Origin of the sequence: Sinorhizobium sp. BG8 (assembly GCF_016864555.1) — a bacterium.
GTDB lineage: Bacteria > Pseudomonadota > Alphaproteobacteria > Rhizobiales > Rhizobiaceae > BG8.
Window position 1 is genome coordinate 3,599,294 of record NZ_CP044011.1, and the last position, 21,709, is coordinate 3,621,002.

At 62.2% G+C, this 21,709-nt stretch carries 18 protein-coding genes; 9 read left to right on the forward strand and 9 right to left on the reverse strand.

Translation table 11 applies throughout. The annotated features are described in order from the left end of the window. Window positions 1-110: 110 nt before the first annotated feature. Both F3Y30_RS16920 and F3Y30_RS16925 read right to left on the reverse strand, forming a co-directional pair. Window positions 111-1,064, reverse strand: coding sequence for a DMT family transporter (locus tag F3Y30_RS16920; protein WP_203426658.1), 954 nt, complete (start codon window positions 1,062-1,064; stop codon window positions 111-113). 5 nt (window positions 1,065-1,069) lie between these two features. Next, window positions 1,070-2,026 (reverse strand): alpha/beta hydrolase, encoded by a 957-nt coding sequence (locus F3Y30_RS16925; RefSeq protein WP_203423866.1) that lies wholly within the window; start codon window positions 2,024-2,026, stop codon window positions 1,070-1,072. Between the two features lie 176 nt (window positions 2,027-2,202). Here F3Y30_RS16925 and F3Y30_RS16930 point away from each other — a divergent pair, with 176 nt between their 5' ends. The 3 genes from F3Y30_RS16930 (at window position 2,203) to ettA (ending at window position 6,851) form a co-directional block, all read left to right on the forward strand. After that, entirely contained in the window at window positions 2,203-2,958 is a 756-nt protein-coding gene (locus F3Y30_RS16930) for a ribonuclease (RefSeq protein WP_203423867.1), read from the forward strand. Window positions 2,959-3,120: 162 nt separating this feature from the next. Continuing rightward, window positions 3,121-4,923: a hypothetical protein gene (locus F3Y30_RS16935; protein WP_203423868.1), complete on the forward strand. Its 1,803-nt coding sequence runs from the start codon at window positions 3,121-3,123 to the stop codon at window positions 4,921-4,923. A gap of 278 nt (window positions 4,924-5,201) precedes the next feature. Then, a complete protein-coding gene (gene ettA / locus F3Y30_RS16940) occupies window positions 5,202-6,851 on the forward strand; it encodes an energy-dependent translational throttle protein EttA (protein ID WP_203423869.1) in 1,650 nt (549 codons plus the stop codon). Between the two features lie 309 nt (window positions 6,852-7,160). Here the strand turns inward: ettA and F3Y30_RS16945 are convergent, their stop codons facing one another. Continuing rightward, window positions 7,161-8,684, reverse strand: coding sequence for a globin-coupled sensor protein (locus F3Y30_RS16945; RefSeq protein ID WP_203423870.1), 1,524 nt, complete (start codon window positions 8,682-8,684; stop codon window positions 7,161-7,163). 19 nt (window positions 8,685-8,703) lie between these two features. Between F3Y30_RS16945 and F3Y30_RS26625 the strand changes: the two genes are divergently transcribed. Next, window positions 8,704-8,832, forward strand: coding sequence for a hypothetical protein (locus tag F3Y30_RS26625; RefSeq protein ID WP_281435390.1), 129 nt, complete (start codon window positions 8,704-8,706; stop codon window positions 8,830-8,832). A gap of 125 nt (window positions 8,833-8,957) precedes the next feature. Here F3Y30_RS26625 and F3Y30_RS16950 read toward each other — a convergent pair whose 3' ends face one another. From F3Y30_RS16950 to F3Y30_RS16975, 6 genes are all read right to left on the reverse strand, one after another. Beyond that, window positions 8,958-9,677 (reverse strand): ParA family protein, encoded by a 720-nt coding sequence (locus F3Y30_RS16950; RefSeq protein WP_203423871.1) that lies wholly within the window; start codon window positions 9,675-9,677, stop codon window positions 8,958-8,960. Between the two features lie 221 nt (window positions 9,678-9,898). After that, window positions 9,899-11,044 carry an iron-containing alcohol dehydrogenase gene (locus F3Y30_RS16955; protein WP_203423872.1) on the reverse strand — a complete coding sequence of 382 codons (1,146 nt, stop codon included), beginning with the start codon at window positions 11,042-11,044 and terminating at the stop codon, window positions 9,899-9,901. Further along, window positions 11,041-12,426 carry an aldehyde dehydrogenase family protein gene (locus F3Y30_RS16960; RefSeq protein WP_203423873.1) on the reverse strand — a complete coding sequence of 462 codons (1,386 nt, stop codon included), beginning with the start codon at window positions 12,424-12,426 and terminating at the stop codon, window positions 11,041-11,043. Before F3Y30_RS16960 ends, F3Y30_RS16955 begins: the two co-directional genes overlap by 4 nt. Before the next feature lie 201 nt (window positions 12,427-12,627). After that, complete coding sequence (locus F3Y30_RS16965; protein WP_203423874.1) at window positions 12,628-13,998, reverse strand: glutamine synthetase family protein; 1,371 nt, start codon at window positions 13,996-13,998, stop codon at window positions 12,628-12,630. 94 nt (window positions 13,999-14,092) lie between these two features. Continuing rightward, window positions 14,093-15,640: an amino acid permease gene (locus F3Y30_RS16970; protein ID WP_203423875.1), complete on the reverse strand. Its 1,548-nt coding sequence runs from the start codon at window positions 15,638-15,640 to the stop codon at window positions 14,093-14,095. 111 nt (window positions 15,641-15,751) lie between these two features. Continuing rightward, window positions 15,752-16,519 carry an N-formylglutamate amidohydrolase gene (locus tag F3Y30_RS16975; protein ID WP_203423876.1) on the reverse strand — a complete coding sequence of 256 codons (768 nt, stop codon included), beginning with the start codon at window positions 16,517-16,519 and terminating at the stop codon, window positions 15,752-15,754. A gap of 193 nt (window positions 16,520-16,712) precedes the next feature. Here F3Y30_RS16975 and F3Y30_RS16980 point away from each other — a divergent pair, with 193 nt between their 5' ends. The 5 genes from F3Y30_RS16980 (at window position 16,713) to F3Y30_RS17000 (ending at window position 21,671) form a co-directional block, all read left to right on the forward strand. After that, the gene (locus F3Y30_RS16980; RefSeq protein WP_203426659.1) at window positions 16,713-17,615 is read left to right on the forward strand and encodes a MurR/RpiR family transcriptional regulator; all 903 of its coding nucleotides are present in this window, start codon (window positions 16,713-16,715) and stop codon (window positions 17,613-17,615) included. A 78-nt stretch (window positions 17,616-17,693) separates the two neighbouring features. Then, window positions 17,694-18,797 (forward strand): ABC transporter substrate-binding protein, encoded by a 1,104-nt coding sequence (locus F3Y30_RS16985; RefSeq protein WP_203423877.1) that lies wholly within the window; start codon window positions 17,694-17,696, stop codon window positions 18,795-18,797. Between the two features lie 144 nt (window positions 18,798-18,941). Continuing rightward, entirely contained in the window at window positions 18,942-19,811 is an 870-nt protein-coding gene (locus tag F3Y30_RS16990) for an ABC transporter permease subunit (protein ID WP_203423878.1), read from the forward strand. Continuing rightward, window positions 19,808-20,596, forward strand: a complete 789-nt coding sequence (locus F3Y30_RS16995) for an ABC transporter permease (RefSeq protein ID WP_203423879.1) — start codon at window positions 19,808-19,810, stop codon at window positions 20,594-20,596. The genes F3Y30_RS16990 and F3Y30_RS16995 overlap by 4 nt, the downstream gene beginning before the upstream one ends. A gap of 13 nt (window positions 20,597-20,609) precedes the next feature. Then, the gene (locus F3Y30_RS17000) at window positions 20,610-21,671 is read left to right on the forward strand and encodes an ABC transporter ATP-binding protein (protein WP_203423880.1); all 1,062 of its coding nucleotides are present in this window, start codon (window positions 20,610-20,612) and stop codon (window positions 21,669-21,671) included. The last annotated feature ends 38 nt before the right edge of the window (window positions 21,672-21,709 follow it).

Sequence of the window (21,709 nt, forward strand, 5' to 3'; positions counted from 1 at the left end):
GCCCGCTTTTCATTGACTAACAAAAAGCTGGAACGGGCGATAGCAGCGCCGCGGCATGAGATCATGACGGCTCCGACTGACCTGATGCCGATGGCGAGCGTACCGGTCTTTCAGATCGCCGGAGAGACGGGAGGGATGCTGGCCGTTTTGTTCAGCTTGCGCTCGCGCCAGATGATGTAGAGGCCCGAGCTGATGATGATGGCGATGCCGAGCCATTTCAGCGGATCCGGCAGGTCGCCGAACACCCACCAGCCCAGGATGGTGGCCGAAACGATTTCCAGATACTGGAGCGGCGCCAGCGTGGAAGCGGGCGCTGCACGGTAGGCATAGACACTGAGAACGCCGGAAATGGTGGCTGCGGCCCCCACGCCAAGAAGGAAGAACCCGTTCAGCCGGTCCGGCATCACCGGCGTCAGCGCGGCAAGGCCGGTGGGACCGCCCGCGGCCAGCAGCGCGCCGGTGAAGATCGCTCCCCACAGGCCGGCATGTGTTTGCATCGACCACGGATCCTCGCTCTGCGAGGCGAAGCGGGTGATCAGCAGGAAGATCGCAAACGCAAAGGCAGCAACCACGGGCAGCAGCGCCACCGGCCCAACCTCCTGCAGGCTCGGCTGGATCACCAGCAGTGCTCCCACGAAACCCACGACGCAGGCGGTGTAGCGTCGCCAGCCGATCGTCTCCTTGAGCACGATCGAACCGAGAATTGTCAGAATGATCGGCTCTACGAAGAAGATCGCGATGGCATCGGCCAGCTCCATGACCGCAAGAGCCATGGTGAAACTGACCATCACGACGGTCGCGAGCAGCCCGCGAAGTGCGTGCAGTCCCGTCTTCTTCCAGGTGAGATCCCATAAGGTGCCGCGCATGAGCACGATCGGCAGCAGGAACACGACCTGCACGACGAAGCGGAAGAGTGTGACTTCTACTGCCGGCACATGGGCGACAGAGAGTTTTGAAAAGATATCGATGATCGGCGAGATCAGCACCGATATCACCATCAGGGTGAGGCCGACGCCGATGTCATGGCGGAGCGTGGAAAGAGAGGATGGAGGCATTGCCGTCATTTCGATCAAGAGTTTTTCCGGCAGGCATCGACAACCTCTAGACACCAAAGGGAAAATGTCTCGATTGCATCCTCGCGGAGCGGCCGGAGTTCGTTGAGCGTCTCGTGCCTTGCCTGCGGATAGATGATGCTCGTCACCTTCTCAAGCCCCGATTTCTTCATCCGCGCGGCAAGCCAGGAGACGGCCTTTCCATAGTCCGTTGCCGGATCGGCGCTGCCACCCACAAGGTGGATGGGCAATCGGCGCGGTAGGCGCGCAAGCGCCTGTATCTGCCCACCAGCATAGACGAGCGTGAAGACATCGATCCACAGCGACACGCTGCAATCGAAGCCGCACAGCGGATCGGCTATGTAGCGGGAGACCTCGTCTTCGTCGCGGGACAGCCAGTCGAACTCTGTCCGGCGGTTCGCGACAGCCCTCCCCCACGCCCGGAACGTCAGGTCCGGCAGGATCCGGCTCGGGACATCAGATCCCTTGAGCATACGTTCAAGCCGCAGCAATGCTTGCCCGAGGCGCCCTGCTGCTCCGCCGTGGAAGTTCGCGTTCCACACGGCAAGACCTTCGATCTTTCCTGGAAAGGTCTCCGCGAAGTTCAGCGCGATAAGTCCTCCCATGGAATGACCGAGGAGGATCACAGGCAGGCCGGGGTGGCTTGCGCTCGCATGTTCGCGAAGCGCCAGCAGGTCCTCCAGGACGCAACGTGCCCCTTCCCGCCCGGCGAACCGGCCCTGGGGACCGTCGGGCGCTTGCGTCTCCCCATGACCGCGGTGGTCGTGCGCATAGACATGAAAACCTCGGTCCGACAGCCTCTCGGCGAAGGCCCCGTAGCGGCCGGCATGTTCCGCCATACCATGGCTCAGCAGCACAAGGCCTGTCGGGGCACCGGCCGCCGGTAAATGGCGGCAAGCGAGAACGGCGCCGGTCGGGCTTTGCAGCGAGAAAATCTGTTCGAACTTGGACATCGGATCACGAAACTGAAGAAAGCCCATCAAATTGATTTGGCTGGCAAAAGCAATGGACATGCAGGAGCCGCCGACTGCCACGGCATGGCGCGTCACTCAAACTTTGCGATTAGGGGTTGCAATGTTCATGTTTATGTCCTTTTATATTCCCTATCCGTTCCAATTGAGGTTCTGTCATGAAGACAAAGACCGCAATAGCAGTGTTGTTCGGCATCCAAACCGCATTTCTCCCTCTCCTGGCCGCTGCGGCAGAGGAGACACATCCCGCCGCGGGCGGCACCGACGGGACCCGGCAGGTCCTTTCGATCACCTGGCAACCGGGCTTCTGCGAGACCCGCCGCAATCGCCCGGAATGCGCGGACAACTCCGCCGGGACATCCGAGTCGACCGGTTTTTCCCTTCATGGGCTCTGGCAGTTGAAGAAGGGGTATTGCGGCATCGATGCCGAATTGAAGAAGCGCGACAGCTCCGGCAAATGGACGGAGCTTCCGCCGCTCACGCTTTCGCACGCGACGGCGAAACGCCTGGAGGTCGCGATGCCCGGAGTGAAGTCTGGGCTGGACCGTCACCAGTGGCTGCGCAACGGCACGTGCAGCGCGACGACGGCAGAGGCCTATTACCTCCGCTCCCTGGACCTCCTCGATGCGGTGAACGCCTCTCCCGTGCGCTCGCTGTTCGAGCGAAAGGCAGGCGGCGAGGTCACGGCCACCGAGATACGCACTGCATTCGACGAGGCATTCGGCAGCGGTGCCGGCGAACGTGTCCGCATAACATGTCGAAAAGCCGGCGAGCGCCTGCTCGTGATCGGACTAACCATCGGCCTCTCCTCGGCAGACGATACGGAGACAGACCTTGCAGGCCTCATCCATGGCGCCTCCTCCACGGAGCCGAAATGCGGATCCGGCCATGTCATGGCCGCCGGTCTGGATTGACACCGCACATGAGCGATTTGTTAGGCCCGCCGGTATACCATCGCGCGGGCTTGGGGAAATGAACAATGTCTGGCAACCCGGACGCTCCAGCCTGAAGCCTTGGACTATTCGATGTTCGCCGCCGGTCGCACCCGACGTGCCGAACGACCCGGGAGGTGTGTCTTGAGCGTGGCAATGGCAGCATCCGAGACGCCGGTCTGGCGGCGGGCCAGACCCTGGTTCGTCCTGTTAGCGATCGGTCTCTTCGTCACCTTCGCCGACATCTCTAACGGCGTGCTTACGCTCGGCGACGTGGACGATCACCTGCGCAATCTGCAGATCCGTCACCTGCTGGATACCGGCGCGTGGTACGACATGTCGCTGCCCTTCGTTCAGACCCCGGACGTCTATGTGTCTCCCTGGTCGCGGCTGGTGGATCTGCCCTACTTCGTCCTGACGCGGATATTCGGACTCTTCGCCGCGCCGGACCTTGCATTTCGCCTGTCGACCTTCGTGTGGTCGATTGCGATGACCGTCCTCTTCTCATGGCTCGCCGCTTCCGCGATGCGCCTCATCAACGGCACGGGCCGAAAGATCGAACTCCTGCCGGTCGCGGCGGCCGGATTCGCGATGACGCTTTCCTTCCTGGAATTCACGCCGGGGCGAACGGACCATCACAACGTCCAAATCCTGTGCATGGTCGGCATGATCGTTGGCCTCGCGGCAGGAGGCAGACGTGGCGCTGCGGTCTCCGGGATAGCCGCGGCGCTCTCCATCGTCACCGGGCTTGAATGCCTGCCCTTCATCGTCGCGGCCTATGCCGTCCTCGTCGTCGCGCATATGCTGGGCAAGGCCGGCAGCGGACAGTTCCTGAGAGTGTCGGCGATCTCGATGCTCGCCACAGCGCTGGTGTCGGCGCTCGCCTTCCTGGGGCCGGAGGGAAGTCTTTCGGTTCAGTGCGATGCGTTTTCCGCTCCCTACATCGCAGCCATCGCCGGATCGTCAGCGCTACTGATCGGCGCGTCATTGTTCGAACGCCACGTCCCGCATCCCGCGGGCAGGCTGGCGCTCTACTCCTTCGGCGGAGCGGCGGTTCTGGCAGTGCTCGCCTATGCCTTTCCGGCGTGCCTCGCGGGGCCCTACCAGATGATCGACCCGGTCTCGAAGACCCTTTGGCTCGATCGCCTCTGGCAGGAGCACGGCATCCTGATGCACGCCCGAGAGGGATTGCGATGGCCGAGCGTCGTCCTCGCAATGCATGCGCTCGTTCTCATTTACGTGTCGCCGACCGTCATTCGCGCTTTTCGCGAGGGGCGTGCGGGTGTCGCAGCCGCCTATGCCATGGCCACCCTCGCGCTCCTCTTGAGCCTCGTGCTGATGCGATACGTCCGCTTTCCCACCGCCTTTGTTCCGCTTTTCATTCCGACCCTGTTCGCATCGCTTCAGGTCCCATCGACTGCCGCCCGATCGATCGCCAGGAGCAGGGCCGGAACTGTCCTGCTGATCGCGCCCGCCACGGCGGCCATCGTCGCGGTCGCCGCTCTCTTTCTGACCGTTCCCGTCGCACCAAGACCCTACGATGCGATTGACTATCTCGCCCGCGACGAATGTGTCGGTGAGGACATGTCCGCCCTTGCATCGATTCCGCCCGGGCGGATCATGACCCCGACGGGCCTTGGCCTGCCGGTCGCAGAGAACCGCATCCCGGGGATCAGCGTCGGCGCCATTCCCTTCCATCGCGCGTCGCCCGGAATCCGCAGGAGCATGCTTGCCTTCACCACTTCGGATCCTGCGGTGCGGCGCGACGTGCTCGCTCCCTTCGACTACCTCGCCGTATGCCGCCCGAGTCGACGTTTCGACGAGGCTTCCGCTCCGCTCTATGTCGGCCTCGCCAGAGATGGACGCTGGCCTGGGCTCGTTCCTGTGCCGAACCCCGTTCAGAGCAGATTTCAGCTCTACCGGATCGATCATTCGGCGCTCCAGTGACGGATCGCCGACGCGATGTGATCCGGCCGAGGGGAATCGGCTGCGGGCGGCAGGTCCCGATCCTCGTCGCCCGAAGCCGTTGGAGGCCTCCCCGCACCGGGCATGCGAAAATGCCACCTTCAGCCAGCATCCGATACCGCCGACACGCGACATGGCCACAACTCTCGTCCGCCAACATCACGACGCCTGCCCTGCCGCCGCATTGAACATTGCCGCCCGCGGAATATTCGCCTAAATAGCGGCAACCCCAGTTTCCCCCCGCGCGGAGCAACGCATTCATGGCACGTCAGTTCATTTATCACATGGCCGGGCTCAACAAGGCCTACGGCAACAAGAAAGTCCTCGAGAACATCCACCTCTCGTTCTATCCCGACGCCAAGATCGGTATCCTCGGCCCGAACGGCGCCGGTAAGTCGACGGTGCTGCGCATCATGGCAGGCCTCGACAAGGAATTCACGGGCGAGGCCTGGGTGGCCGAAGGCGCAACGGTCGGCTACCTGCCGCAGGAGCCGCAACTCGATGCGTCGAAGACGGTCCTCGAGAACGTCATGGAGGGGGTAGCCAAGAAGAAGGCCATCCTCGACCGCTACAACGAACTGATGATGAACTATTCCGACGAGACCGCCGACGAAGGCGCAAAGCTCCAGGACATCATCGACAGCCAGAACCTCTGGGACCTCGAAAGCCAGGTGGAAATGGCGATGGACGCGCTTCGCTGCCCGCCCGGCGATTCCGGTGTCGAACAGCTTTCGGGTGGTGAGAAGCGCCGCGTGGCGCTCTGCAAGCTGCTCCTGTCGCAGCCCGACCTGCTGCTGCTCGACGAACCAACCAACCACCTCGACGCCGAGACGATCGCCTGGCTCGAAAAGCATCTGCGCGAGTATCCCGGCGCCGTGCTGATGATTACCCACGATCGCTACTTCCTCGACAACGTCACCGGCTGGATTCTCGAGCTCGACCGCGGTCGCGGCATCCCCTACGAGGGCAACTACTCCGCATATCTGCAGGCCAAGGCGAAGCGCATGGCCCAGGAAGGTCGCGAGGAAGCAAGCCGACAGAAGGCGCTTTCGCGCGAACAGGAGTGGATCGCTTCCAGCCCGAAGGCCCGCCAGGCAAAGTCCAAGGCCCGTATCCGCGCTTATGACGAGCTGGTGAAGGCAGCAGCCGACCGTCGCCCGGGCGATGCCCAGATCGTCATCCCGGTTGGCGAGCGCCTCGGACAGGTGGTCATCGAGGCAGAGAACCTCACCAAGGGCTATGGCGACACGGTTCTCATCGAGAACCTCACTTTCAAGCTGCCGCCCGGCGGCATCGTCGGCGTCATCGGTCCGAACGGCGCGGGTAAGACGACGCTCTTCCGCATGATCACCGGGCAGGAGAAGCCGGACAGCGGCGAAATCCGTGTCGGCGAGACGGTCGATCTCGGCTACGTCGACCAGAGCCGCGACGCGCTCGATGGCAACAAGACCGTCTGGGAGGAGATTTCCGGCGGCAACGACATCATCAAGCTCGGCAAGCACGAAGTGAACTCGCGCGCATACTGCGGCGCCTTCAATTTCAAGGGCGGCGACCAGCAGCAGAAGGTCGGCACGCTCTCGGGCGGCCAGCGCAACCGCGTCCACCTCGCCAAGATGCTGAAGGCCGGCGGCAACGTGATCCTGCTCGACGAACCGACCAACGACCTCGACACGGAGACGCTCGCCGCTCTGGAAGACGCGTTGGAAAACTTCGCCGGTTGCGCGGTCATCATCAGCCACGACCGCATGTTCCTGGACCGGCTCGCCACCCATATTCTCGCCTTCGAAGGCGATAGCCATGTCGAGTGGTTCGAAGGAAACTTCGAGGACTACGAGCAGGACAAGATCCGCCGCCTCGGCGCCGACTCGGTCAATCCGAAGCGTGTGACCTACAAGCGCCTGACGCGCTAACCCGCGACAGAAGCTTCCGCGGCCGCAACACGCAGGCCGCGGAAGTGAAAGCTATAGCTCCCACCGTGGACGCGAGTACGCACGCAAATTCTTCTCATCCATAGACAGAAGAAAGCCTGCGAACAGACGGTTATTATTCAATCTTCCGCAGTCACGAAACTAGATCAGCCGAACATGCTGGGCATTCCCCGTGCCGGGCACAGTCGAGCATCGCGGGCGATTAACCCATTGCCGCGGAATCGAAACGGCGGATGAATGCATCCGCCGTCTCTCACCAATTCAATTGATTGCTGACCTTTTCCGGCCGGATCAAGCCGCCCGGCGGTAGCCCGTTCCCGGTGCAGCCGAGGCTGCACCGCTGGTGCGGAATGCGCTGAGCTGGGTCGCGATCGAGGCGGCTTCCTGCGTCAGCGCCTGGCTTGCAGCATTGGCCTGCTCCACCATTGCCGCGTTCTGCTGGGTAATCTGGTCCATCGCGTTGACAGCCGTGTTGACGGCCTGGAGGCCTGTCGCCTGCTCTGCCGTGCTGGCGCGAATGGCGCTGAAAACGGAACTGACCTCTACGACCTGCGTCACGATGAGACGGAGCGAGTCCGCCACCTCGTTCACCGAGCGCACGCCGTCCTCGACCTGGCCATGCGACTTGGCGATGAGGTTCTGGATGTCCTTCGCCGCATCGGCGCAACGCTGGGCAAGCGCCCGGACTTCGGATGCGACGACGGCAAATCCGCGCCCGGCCTCGCCGGCACGCGCCGCCTCGATGCCGGCATTGAGCGCGAGCAGATTGGTCTGGAACGCAATTTCGTCGATGACGTCGATGATGTTCGCGATGCTTGCGGAGGACTGTTGTATCTCCTGCATTGCCGACATTGCCTCGGAGACGACTTCGCCGCTGCGTTCGGCGTTTTCGCGGGCGGCCGTGACGAGGGCGTCAGCCTCCTTGGCGCTCTGCGCCGTCTGGCGCACGGTCGTCGTCACTTCCTCAACGGCCGCTGCCGTCTCTTCGAGATTTGCCGCCTGGCGTTCGGTGCGTTTGGCGAGATTATCCGAAGCAGAAGCGATTTCCTGGGCACTGAGGTGGATCGCCCCGGCACCGGTGCTGATGCTGCCGATCGTCTGCGACAGTGCGGCGACGGCGTGGTTGAAGTTGTCCCGCAGCGTCAGATAGGCGTCAGGCAGATCGCCCTCGATCTGCGCCGTCAGGTCACCGGCGGCGATGCGTTGCAGGGCCGCACCGAAGCTGTCGCTCACGCGCTTGCGTTCTTCGGCGATGACTTCCGCCTGAACGGCCTGCTGCTTTGTCGCGTCGGACGCGTTCATGTAGACCGAGATGGACAGGTCCATATCGAGGAAGACCGCCTTGATGAGCGCGTTCAACTTGCTGGCCGCCATCTCCGCGGTCACTTCCTTCTTGGCGAACAGGCCGCCCTTCGGCCACATTTCCGCCAATGCCTTCGTCAAGAAGTGTTCGATGATCAGCGCATAGCCGCCGATGTACCAGCGCGGCTCAAGGCCGATCCGTTCGTGGATCCGGCCGATCGACAGGATCTTCGCAACATAGTCCGCGCTGAAGTTGCCCGCGGAAATATTCGCCCAGTGGCCGAGCTGCGCATTTTTCGCCCGCGCCATGTGATCGTTCGAGGAAAAAAGGTGACTGACCTCCGGCGTTGCCCGGACGATTCCGTAGAAGGTGTCGAGGGCGGCCGGCAGTTCGCGCTCGATGAAAGGTTTGAGGGAACGAAGTTCGCCGCGGGCGGCGGCATCGAGACCGATGTATTCCAGCCGGCGGTTGATATCCTGATCGGGGGCGGAAGGCGTGGTCACAGCATTCATCGGCGTTCCAGACACAAAAATGGGAATCGCACTTCAGGAAGTGAAGCGTTCGTTCGTGGGCATGGCCTTTACGGGAGTGTCCTCCCATCCAATGCCGGTCATCGGCTCGGGTCGACGCTTCATCCGCATCGACTGCTCGGCTCTATGATCGACAGGTAATACAGCTAGGGTAAACCGCGAGTTAAGACGCAACTCCAGTTTGCGGCGTGCCGGTCGGCGATCGCGGCGGACTGACGGTCAAGGCGCATGCCCCGGCCGTCCGCATTCAGGGGGTCAGGCTGCCCGCGAAATGGATCGGAAGACCGCGCGCGCGGCGGTCAGTCGCGCGTTGCGACAGGGCACCATGCTCAGGATTTCCGAGGCGAAGCTCTGGGCGTTTTCGCGCGCTTTTTCAAGGTTCGAGACCTTCGTGGGGTCCATGGTGTAGAGCGTGCCGCCGCTTTCGAAGATGTCGCGGAAAGCCACCCGCTCCACGATCGAGGTATCGAGCACGGCTACGCCTCTTTCCGCAAGTACCGCCTTGATCGCGGTCATCGCACGGGTGGTCACCAGGCTGTTCATCCGCGTCAGCACAACCGAATGGTTGACCCGTACACCGGCCTTGTCGGCGAGCTGGCGCAGAAGTTCGAGAATGAGCGCCCCACCCTTGGCATCCATGGCGCAGCCCTGGATGGGGATCAGCACATGGTCAGAAAGACCGATGGCAGTGGCGACGAGCGCGTCGCGCACGCCGGCGAGATCGATGATGTAGTAGTCTGTCGTGTCGCGGTTTTCGCGGATATGCGACTGGAGCGAGCCAACCGACACTTCCGAGATGACCTGGATATTGCGCTGCGCGCCGGAGACTTCGTGCCAGCTGGTGATCCAGCGCTGTGGATCGGCGTCGAGAATGGTGACGCGATACCCCTGCGCCGCCAGTTCCGTGGCGAGAATGAGGGCCGCGGTGGTCTTGCCTGCGCCGCCCTTTGCGTTGGCAAATGTGATAACCGGCATGTCTTCCTCTTTTCATGTCGAGCGAGCGTGGTCATCGCTCCCAAAGGGCAACCTGGGAAATGGCGCCCGGTTAACCAAACTTTACAGAAGATGGTTAACGAAAAGGAAACATCGCACTGGCGAAGATTAATGAGGCCCAACCCTCATTTTGCCCAAGCCGGCAAGAAAAGGCCCGGAAAACAGAGGTTTCCGAGCCTTCCGGGAGTATTAACAGGCGATGATCAGATGCATTCCGCAAAGAGCTTTTTTGCCGCCTCGAGCGTAAGCTCCACGGGATTTCCGCCCGCCGTCGGATCGACGATCGCCATCTCCGACATCTCGTCTATCCTGTCGGTGCCGACGCCGAGAGCGGAGAGCTTGTCAGGCACGCCAAGCTCCTCTCGCAGCTTCAGGACATACTCGTAAAAGCCATCGAACCCGCCGATGATTCCGAGATAGGAGGCAGCCCGGCCGATCCTTTCCTCGATCGCCGGACGGTTGAAGCGGAGGATCGGCGGCATCACCACGGCGTTGGTCATGCCGTGGTGCGTGTTGTAGAGCGCCCCGATGGGATGCGACAGGGAATGGATGGCGCCGAGCCCCTTCTGGAATGCCACCGCGCCCATGGCCGCGGCAGACATCATGTTGGCGCGCGCCTCGATGTCGGTCCCGTCCCTGTAGGCCCGCGGCAGGAATTCCTTGACGAGGCGCATGCCCTCGAGAGCAATCCCCTGCGACATCGGGTGGTAGAACGGCGAGCAATAGGCCTCCAGGCAATGGGCGAAAGCGTCCATACCGGTACCCGCCGTGATCACCTTCGGCATGCCGACGGTCAGTTCCGGATCGCAGATCGTCACCGAAGGCAGGAATTTCGGATGAAAGATCACCTTCTTCGTATGCGTCTGCGAATTGGTGATGACGCTCGCGCGGCCGACCTCCGAGCCGGTACCGGCCGTGGTCGGCACCGCAACGATGGGAGCGATCCCATCGGAATTGGCACGCGTCCACCAGTCGCCGATATCCTCGAAATCCCATACGGGCCGCGTCTGCCCTGCCATGAAGGCCACGGCCTTGCCGAGATCGAGTCCCGAGCCGCCTCCGAAGGCGACCACGCCGTCATGACCGCCGGCCTTGAATGCTGCCACGCCGGCGTCAAGGTTTCTGTCGTTCGGGTTCGGGTCGACGTCGGCGAAGATCGCCCTGCCGAGACCGGCCGCATCGAGAATGTCGAGCGCGTTCTGCGTAATCGCCATGGGCGCGAGGCCTCGGTCGGTGACCAGAAGCGGCTTCCTGATGCCGACCGCCTTGCAGTGATCGGCCAGTTCCTTGATACGCCCTGCCCCGAACTTGATGGCGGTCGGGTAGCTCCAGTTGGCAGTGATGGTCATGCGAGTGCTTTCCTGAGATGGTAGGACTTCGGACGTGTGAGGTTGTGGAATCCGATGACGGAGAGCGATCCGCCGCGACCGGTTTCCTTGACGCCGGTCCAGCAGAGCGCCGGGTCGAGATAGTCGGCGCGGTTCATGAACACCGTGCCGGTTTCGAGATCGCGGCCGAGCCGGGCCGCACGCTCGGCGTCCTTCGTCCACAGCGACACCGTCAGCCCGTACTGGCAGTCGTTCATCAACGCCAGTGCTTGCGTATCGTCCTTGACCTTCATGATGCCGACGGCCGGGCCGAAGGTTTCCTCGCGCATGAACGCCATCGAGTGGTCGACGTCGACCAGCACCTGCGGCGCGAGGTAGGCGCCGCCGTCGTCCTGCGGGAACAGCTTCGGATCGACCAGTGCCTTCGCGCCCCTGGCCACCGCATCGGCGATCTGCTCGCGCACGCTTGCCGCAAACCGCCGGCTGGCCATCGGCCCCAGCGTCGTTTCCGGATCGAGCGGGTTGCCGAGCCGGTAGTTCGAGACCCAGGCGACCGACTTCTCCACGAAGGCGTCGTAGAGCGATTCATGGACATAGATCCGCTCGATGCCGCAGCAGCACTGGCCGGAATTGTAGGTGGCCCCGTCCATCAGCGTGTCGACGGCCGCATCGAGGTCGGCATCCTCCATCACATAGCCCGGATCCTTGCCGCCGAGCTCGAGGCCGAGCGGCGTGAACGTCCCGGCCGCCGCCCGTTCGATCGACCGTCCTCCTTCCACCGATCCGGTGAAGTTGACAAAGTCGAAGCTCTTCGCCGCAATCAGCGCCGCGGTCGTCTCGTGGTCGAGGAAGACGTTCTGGAACACCTCCTCCGGCACCCCGGCCTCGACGAAGGCCCGGACCATCCGCTCGCCGACCAGGATCGTCTGGCTGGCATGCTTGATGATCACCGTGTTGCCGGCCATCAGCGCCGGCGCCACCGTGTTGATCGCCGTCATGTAGGGATAGTTCCACGGCGCGATGACGAACACCACGCCATGCGGCTCGCGCTCGATGCGCCGCTCGAAGCGGTCGCTCTCCTCGATGACGATCGGCTTCAGCGAGTCCGCCGCAATCGCCGCGACATAGTTCGACCGCTCGTTGAAGCCCTTGAACTCGCCACCGTAGCGCACCGGCCGGCCCATCTGCCAGGCGAGCTCCGGAACGACCTCGTCCACCATCTCGTTGAGCCGCGCCACCCCCTTCAGCACCAGCTGCACGCGCTCCTCCAAAGGCCGCTTCGCCCACCCCTTCTGCGCCTGGCGCGCACGCGCGACAACACCCTTCGCCGCTTCAAGAGGCAGGGCCTGACGCTCGGCGTAAACCGAGCCGTCAACGGGGGATATGCATTTGATCATGGTCATGATCGTCTTCCTATCAGTTGCATCAAAATTCCAGTATCGCGACGGACGGTGCCCCCATCCACTGGCCAGGATCCGACGGACACGCGCAGGAGAGCGGACGCCCATCGCACCTTTTCCCGGCATCAATGATCTCGCATCGGCGCAACGGTTCCCAGGCCTCGCGGAGCCGAACCGGCGCACGAGGCCGAGGCGTCGGCAGTTTCATGCCCTCTCGAAACCGCGCGCCACCTCCCAGTCCGTTACACGGCGATCATACTCCTCCTGCTCCCACGCGGCAGCGCGCGTGTAGTGGTCGATGACGTCCTCGCCGAATGCTTCCCTGAGCATCTTCGAGCCCGTCATGAAGCCGGCGGCGTCCCGGAGCGTCTTGGGAATTTCACGCACGCCCTTTCCGCCATAGGCGTCGCCCACGAAGGGCGCTTCGAGTTCGAGCTTCTGCTCGATGCCGGAAATGCCGGCAGCGATCAGCGCTGCCATCGCGAGATAGGGATTGAGATCGGAGCCACCAACGCGGCATTCGATGCGGATCGCCTTGGTGTCTTCCCCGCAGAGGCGGTAGCCGGCCGTGCGGTTGTCCTTGCTCCAGATTGCCTTCGTGGGAGCGAACGTGCCCGCCATGAACCGCTTGTAGGAGTTGATGTAGGGCGCCAGGAAGTAGGTGATCTCGCTTGCATGAGTGAGCAAACCGGCAACATAGCTGCGCATCATGTCCGACATGCCATACTTGGCTTCGCTGTCATGGAACATCGGTGTCTTGCCGTCCGCGCTCCATAGCGACTGATGGATGTGGGACGACGAGCCGGCGGCGGCATAGTTCCACTTTGCAAGAAACGTGATCGCCTTGCCGCGCGACCAGGCGATCTCCTTGCAGCCGTTCTTGATGATGGCATGGCGGTCGGCCATGGTGAGCGCGTCGGCATAGCGGACGTTGATCTCCTCCTGCCCGGCAGAGGCCTCGCCCTTGGAATTCTCGACCGGTATTCCCGCGCCCTGGAGGCCGTTGCGGATCGCCCGCATCACGTCCTCTTCCTTGGTCGTCTGGAAGATGTGGTAGTCTTCGTTGTAGCCGCTGGCGAGGCGGAGGTCCTTGTAGCCGGTCTCACGCGCGTCGTCATAGCTCTGGTCGAAGAGGAAGAACTCGAGTTCGCTCGCCATGTACGCCTTCAGGCCCATGGCCTCCAGCCGCTTCACCTGTTTTTTCAGGATGGCGCGCGGCGAGTGTGGCACCTCCTCGTGGGTGTGATGGTCGAGGACGTCGCAGAGCACGAGCGCCGTGCCCTCGAGCCACGGAATGCGGCGCAGCGTCGAGAGATCCGGCTTCATCGTATAGTCGCCGTAACCTGCCTCCCAGCTCGTCGACTTGTAGCCGGAGACGGTTTCCATCTCCATGTCGGTCGCCAGCAGATAGTTGCAGCTATGGGTCTCGTGGTAGGCGGATTCGACGAAATATTCGGCATGGAACCGCTTGCCCATCAGCCGGCCCTGCATGTCGACCTGGCAGGCGAGCACGGTATCGATGCGCCCTTCGGCAACATCCTTCTTCAGATCGTCGAACGAATAGCTTGCGCTCATGGTTTTTGTCCTGTGATTGGAGGGGCAGGCTATCTGTGTGCCGCCAAAGGAAAGAAGCGGAGGCCGGACGAGGCCTCCGCCCTGGATCGCCGGCTCAGGTTTCCCCGACCGCCCTTTCGGCGGCTGCAATCTCTGCCTGGCGGCGCGCGACTTCATCGCCGATCGGCGGACCGCGGAAGCGGCGCTTCTCGAAGCCGAACCAGATGATACCGGTCAGGACCAGGAAGCCGACGGTGATGTAGAGCGCCCAGTCGTTCGGCGGCTGGATGCCGAGAACGAAGATCAGGATCATCGCGATGATGGAAAGCACCGCAAAGAGCTTGAACACGCCCTGGCCGAGGTCAAACGGTCCCATCTTGTCCCACTTCGAGGTACCCCAGGCGAAAAGGCCGAGCGTGATCGGAATCGCGAAGGAGAAGAAGAGGAAGATGACGGTGCAGGACACGACGATCGTGTACACCGGCGTCTCGCCGATGGAGACCAGCGACGAACCCCAGACGAACAGGACCGAGAGGATCGAACCCGTCCAGATCGCGGCAACCGGCGTGCGGTAGGCGGGGCTGACCTTCGAGAGCGCCTTGGAAGCCGGCAGTCCGCCGTCGCGCGAGAACGCGAAGATCATGCGCGACACCGAGGTAACGGTCGCAAGGCCGCACAGCCACTGGCTGATGAAGATCGCGAGATAGAGCAGGTCCTTGATCGCGGGATTGACCTGCGCATCCATGGCCCAGAAGAACACGTTCCAGCCCTGGCCTGCTGCTTCGTCCATGTTCGGGATCATCAGCACGAAAGAGCACAGCATGATGTAGCCGAACAGTGCCGACCACAGCACCGACGAAATCATCGCGCGCGGAACCGAATGGGCCGCCTTGAGGGTTTCCTCGGAGGTGTGCGCCGAGGCGTCGTACCCGGTGATCGTGTAGATCGGCAGCAAGAGACCGAGCAGGAAGACCCACGTTCCCGAGGTTTCAGGCCACACGCCGCCGCCCGCATCACCGGAATAGTTCGAGAAAGTGAACAGGCGGCCGATCTCGAAGCTGTCTGCCGCGAGAAGGCAGACGATCGCCAGAAGTATGGAGGTTACGAAGATCAGGTAGCCGGAAAAGTCAGTGAGCTTGGCGGTGAGACCGATGCCCATGTGGTTCACCAGCGCCTGGAGGCCGGTGATGATCGAGAGGAAGACGATCCGGGTGAGCGTCGTATCCTCGAGGCCGAAATAGGTCGCGCCAAAGGAACCCATGAAGAAATAGTAGGTGCCGACGTTGATTGCGCCGAGAACCGTGACAAGGCCGAGAAGGTTGAACCAGGCCGTCAGCCATCCGGTAAACCGGTTGCCGAGGATCGAGCCCCAGTGGTAGAGGCCGCCCGCCGTTGGATAGGCCGAGCTGATCTGCGCCATTGCGACCGCGAAGACGAGAGAGATGAAGCATCCGACCGGCCAGCCGATCCCGATCGCCGCCCCCCCGGCGCCGGCGGTGGCCTGTGCCAGCGAGTTGATGCCGCCGGAAAGGATGCAGATGATCGAGAAGGAGACCGCGAAGTTCGAGAACTGGCTCATTCGCCGCTCGAGCTCTTGGGCATACCCCATCGAATGCAGGACCTGCATGTCCTGCTTTTTGTCTGTATCTGTGTAGTCTGACATGTTTTTCCCCTGTTCTGACCTGTCTTCCAGCGGAATTGCCGGAAGTGACGTAAGCCAGCGCACGTGCAACCACGAGCGCCTCTCCGCGGACATGCCGCTCCCCGGGTCTTTTTATTTTTGCGACGATGCCGGCACGCTTTCGACAAGCAGGCCCGTCAGATAGTCGGCCATGACCCCTTGGCCGACGTCATCCCTTATGAGATCGTTTCTTATTTCAATCATGACATTGAGCAGGCCATTTGCCAGCCCATGTTCCTTCAACGTATGCGTGACGCCGTCTTCCGGACCATACGGTTCGTTGCGGCGAACATTGTAGAGCTCGTCCCCTGCCGCCGCCTCAAGCATCAGATCCGCCAGCCTGCGGTCCTCGTCGTGCAGGATGCCGATCTCCACGGCACGCGCCTTTCCGAAATAGACCGGCGTGAAGCTGTGGATGGTAACGACGATGGGCGCCCTTCCCGCGGCAATCCGTTCTCGAACCAAGTCCGCCAGTCGATCGCGAAAGGGAAAGTAGAGCGAGCGAGCGCGCTCTTGCCTGTCCGTTTCGCTCAGTCCGGCATTTCCGGGGATCTCGTAGACCTCGCTTGTCTCCGGCATGGCGCCGGGCGAGTCCGGCGGCCGGTTGCAATCGTACACGAGTCGCGAAAAACGTTGGTAGACAAGAGTGGCAGAAAGGCTCCTCGACATGCTGCGGGCGACCGCAAGCGCACCCGGATCCCAGGCGACATGGCTTTCGAGCGCCTCGGGAGAGAGCCCGAGCGTTCCAAGTTTGGCAGGCATCTGACGCGAGGCGTGTTCGCATACCAGGATGAACCGGCTGCTCGCCTCGGCATTCTCGACGGCGACGGGATCGCCCTCCTGCGTGCTCAGAATTCCCATGCCTGCGGCACCCCCCACGCTGCTAGCCAGAATTGCTGAAGAGAATTCTTCACCATTTTTCGTCTGTCAACAGATCATGAAAGTTTCTCTTCAAAAAATGATTTGACTCGAATTGTGACAGCGATGTTTAATTTCAGAAAATGCCGGCAAAGACCGGCAGCAGGGGAAGAATTTGACATCGACCACGACGTCCATGACGGTGTCCGACGTGATAAGTGCCCATTTCGATGCGCTTACGCGTGCCGAAAAGCAGTTGGCAGAATCACTTCTGGACAACTACCCGGTTTCGGGCCTCGGCAGCATCACGACTGTCGCCGAGAATGCGGGCGTGTCGACTCCGACCGTGGCCCGCATGGTGCAGAAGCTTGGCTTCCGCGGGTTCCCCGAATTCCAGGCGCGCCTGCACCACGAGTTGGAAGAGACCCTTTCGAATCCGATCGTCAAGCACGACCGCTGGGCGGCGAACGTGCCGGGGACGCACGTTCTCAATCGTTTCGCCGACGCCATCATGAACAACATGCGCCAGACGCTTTCTCACATAGAGACCGTGGATTTCGACGGCGCGGCTACCCTGATCGCCAACCGCAAGCGCAATGTCTACATCGTGGGCGGGCGCATCACCAAGGCGCTGGCCGACTACCTCTTCACGCACCTGCAGGTAATCCGCCCGGGCGTGACCCAGATCGCGTCCAATCCAAGCTCCTGGCCGCACTACGTGCTGAACATGAAGGCCGGCGACGTCCTGGTGATCTTCGACATTCGCCGCTACGAACAGGAGATGGAGACCTTGGCGCGGATCGCCCGGGAGCGCCAGGTGGAGATCGTGCTCTTCACCGATCAGTGGGCCTCGCCGGTCGCCAAGACAGCCTCGCATGTCTTCCGCGTCCACATCGAGGCGCCCTCGGCCTGGGATTCCTCCGTCGTCACCCTGTTCATCGTCGAGGCGCTCATCGAGGCCGTCCAGAGTTCCGCCTGGGACGAGACACGCGAGCGGATGAAAATCTTGGAAGGCCTGTTCGAGGCGAGCAAACTGTTTCACAAGCCGCGGGAGCCACATTCGGCACCGGAAAGCATTTCGTTAAAAAAACCTGTTTAAAAACTGTCACATAAGCTTCATCTAGCCCCAGTATCAGCTTCACCGAAGCTGACTGACACAAAAAGGAGAACACCCGCGATGTCACATGCCGAAAGACTTATTTCGCTTTCCACGGCCATCCTGATGGCGACGACGGCGATCGCTGCAGCGGAGCCTAGCGCCGAGCTGATCGCAGCTGCCAAGAAGGAAGGCAAGCTGACCACGATTGCCCTGCCCGCAACCTGGTGCGGCTATGGTGACATCATTGCCGGCTTCAAGGCCAAGTATCCGGAAATCACCGTCAACGAACTGAACCCGGATGCCGGTTCGGGCGACGAGATCGAAGCGATCAAGGCCAACAAGGGCAACACCGGCGACCAGGCTCCCGACGTAATCGACGTCGGCCTGTCCTTCGGTCCCTCCTCCAAGGCCGAAGGCCTGATCCAGCCCTACAAGGTCTCGACCTGGGACTCGATCCCCGACAGCGCCAAGGATGCCGAAGGCTACTGGTACGGTGACTACTACGGCGTGCTGTCCTTTGTCGTGAACACCGACATCGTCAAGGAAGTCCCGAAGGACTGGGCCGACCTGACCAAGGCTGACTACGCCAACGCCGTTGCGCTTGCAGGCGATCCGCGCACCTCGAACCAGGCCGTTCAGGCCGCCTACGCTGCCGGCCTCGCAAAGGGTGAAACCGATGCGGCCAAGGCAGGTGAAGCAGGCCTCGCGCACTTCGCCGAAATCAACAAGGCCGGCAACTTCGTTCCGGTCATCGGCAAGTCCGCTTCGCTCGCCCAGGGTTCGACCCCGATCGTGATCGCATGGGACTACAACGGTCTCGCATGGCGCGACACGCTTGCGGGCAACCCGCCGCTCGAAGTGGTCGTTCCGGCCACCGGCGTCGTCGCTGGCGTCTACGTCCAGGCGATTTCGGCCTACGCACCGCATCCGAATGCCGCAAAGCTGTGGATGGAGTACCTCTACTCCGACGAGGGCCAGCTCGGCTATCTGAAGGGCTATTGCCATCCGATCCGCTTCAACGATCTCGCCAAGAACGGCAAGATCCCGCAGGATATGCTCGCCAAGCTGCCGCCGGCAGAAGCCTATGAAAAGGCCGTCTTCCCGACGCTCGAAGAGCAGGCCGCCGGCAAGGAAGTCATCACCGGCAAGTGGGACAGCGTCGTCGGCGCCAACGTCCAGTAATCCGTCCGGACGCATTGCCCTCCCGCTTCACGGCGGGAGGGCATTTCATTCTTTTCGGCGGGCCGATCGCATGGGTTGCGCCTGTCTGATTTCCGCTTAAGCTCACATTTTTCAAATTCCTCTTTGCCGGACGATCCCAGTCTCATGAGCACTTCCGCCTTGATAGACCGCCGCACCGTGATCGATTGGCTCGGCATAGCGCCGTTCATGATCTTTGCGTTCCTGTTCCTGATCCTGCCGACGCTCTATTTGGTGACCGGTGCGTTCTTTACGCCCGAGGGGCAGTTCACCTTCAAGAACATCACGGACCTCTTCGAACCCAGTATCCTCAGTGCCTACTGGATCAGCATCAAGGTATCGTTCGCCTCCTCCCTTGGCGGCGCCGTGATCGGCTTTTTCCTTGCCTGGGCCATCGTGCTCGGCGGATTGCCGCGCTTCGTGCGCTCTGGCCTGCTTACCTTTTCCGGTGTGGCCTCGAACTTCGCGGGCGTGCCGCTGGCCTTCGCCTTCATCGCGACGCTCGGGCGGACCGGCCTCGTGACGATCCTGCTGCGCGACATGTTCGGCTTCAATCTCTATTCCACGGGCTTCAATCTGCTGTCCTTCTTCGGACTGACGATCACCTACATGTTCTTCCAGATCCCGCTGATGGTGCTGATCCTCACCCCGGCGCTCGACGGAATGAAGCGCGAGTGGCGGGAGGCCTCCGAAATCCTCGGCGCCTCCACCTGGCAATACTGGCGGATGATTGCGCTGCCGATCCTCTGGCCGAGCCTGCTCGGCACGACATTGCTGCTCTTCGCCAACGCCTTCGGCGCAATCGCGACCGCCTACGCCTTGACCGGTTCCTCGCTCAACATCGTGCCCATTCTTCTCTATGCGCAGATCCGCGGCGACGTCCTGCACAACCCTAACCTCGGCTACGCGCTGGCGCTCGGCATGATTGTCATCACCGGCCTTTCCAACGTCCTCTACATCTGGCTGCGTTCGCGCGCCGAACGGTGGCAGAAATGAGAGCAACCCGCTTCCTCGCCTGGCTCGCCATTGCCATCGGCGTCATCTACTTCGTCGTTCCCCTGATCGGCACCTTCGAGTTCTCGTTGCGCATGCGCCGCGGCGAGTATTCCTTCGACGCCTATCAGTCGGTCTTCTCGGACATGCAGTTCCGCGCGACCTTTGGCTTCTCCATGCTGATGGCGCTGTTCACGATCATCTTCGGGATGCTGCTCGTCGTACCCACGGCCTACTGGGTTCGCCTGCGCCTCCCGCGGATGCGTCCTGTCGTCGAATTCATCACGCTGCTGCCGCTCGTCATTCCGGCGATCGTCATCGTGTTCGGCTACCTCCGGCTCTACAACTCCTCTTCCTTCCTGCCGCTGACAAATTCGACCTCCGGCACGAACCTGCTGCTGGTGCTCTCCTACGTGACGCTGTCCCTGCCCTACATGTACCGTGCGGTGGATACCGCCATGCGCATGATCGACGTCGCTACGCTGACCGAGGCAGCCGAGAGTCTCGGCGCGAAATGGCCAACGATCATGTTCCGCTGCATTTTTCCGAACGTCATGAGCGGCGTGCTCTCCGGCGCCTTCATCACATTCGCCATCGTCATGGGCGAGTTCACCATGGCATCGCTTCTGAACCGTCCGGCCTTCGGCCCCTATCTGCAGCTCGTCGGAGCGAACAAGGCCTATGAGCCGTCCGCGCTGGCGATCATCGCGTTTGCGATAACATGGCTCAGCATGGGCCTGCTGCAGCTCGTTTCCCGTTTCCAGAAAACCGCGCCCGCCAAGGCCTGAGGACTTTTCCCTTATGACTTTTCTAACCCTGAGCAATATCCAGAAATCCTTCGGCCCCGTGCAGGTGGTGCGCGACTTCAACATGGGGATCGAGAAGGGAGAGTTCGTCTCGTTCCTCGGCCCGTCCGGCTGCGGCAAGACCACGGTGCTGCGCATGATCGCCGGCTTCGAGACGCCCTCGGGCGGAACGATCACCGTCAACGGCAAGAGCCAGGCGAACCTCAAGCCGAACCAGCGCAACATCGGCATGGTTTTCCAGGCCTATGCGCTCTTTCCGAACATGAACGTCTTCGACAACGTCGCCTTCGGCCTGAAGGTGGCCGGACGCCCGAAGGACGAGATCGAGGCGCGCGTGAAGGAAATGCTCGGGCTGATCAAGCTCGACCACCTCGCCGACCGCTTCCCCTACCAGATGTCCGGCGGCCAGCAGCAGCGTGTGGCGCTCGCCAGGGCCCTCGCGCCGAAGCCGCAGGTGCTCCTCCTCGACGAGCCGCTGTCGGCGCTCGACGCAAAGATCCGCGTTTCCCTGCGCGAAGAGATCCGCATGATCCAGCAGCAGCTCGGCATCACCACCGTCTTCGTGACGCACGACCAGGAAGAGGCGCTGTCGATCTCCGACCGCATCGTGGTGATGAACGCCGGCTGTGCCGACCAGATCGGAGCTCCATCGGAGATCTACAACCGCCCCGCCACCCGCTTCGTCGCCAATTTCGTCGGCACGCTGAACCTGATCGAGGCCAAGGTGATCGACCCCGCGGCGAACCGGGTGTCCATCGGCGACCAGGGCGTGACGCTGCGCGAACCACTGGGACCGGTCAAGGTCGGCGATACGGTTTCCCTGGCGCTTCGTCCCGAAGCCGGATCGATTGCCGAGGGGGCCAAGGGCGATACGGTGCTGACCGGCGAAGTCGTGTCCAGCAACTTCCTCGGTTCGGTCATCCGCACCCGAATGAAGGTCGGCGGCAACATCATTTCCTTCGACATGTTCAACAGTCCCGGCCTTACCCCGCCATCCGTCGGCGACATCGTGAACCTCAAGTTCATCGCCAGCGACCTCCTGATCATCCGGGAGTAGTTCTTTCGCGGACGGCAGCCCTTCCCGGAAAAAATGCC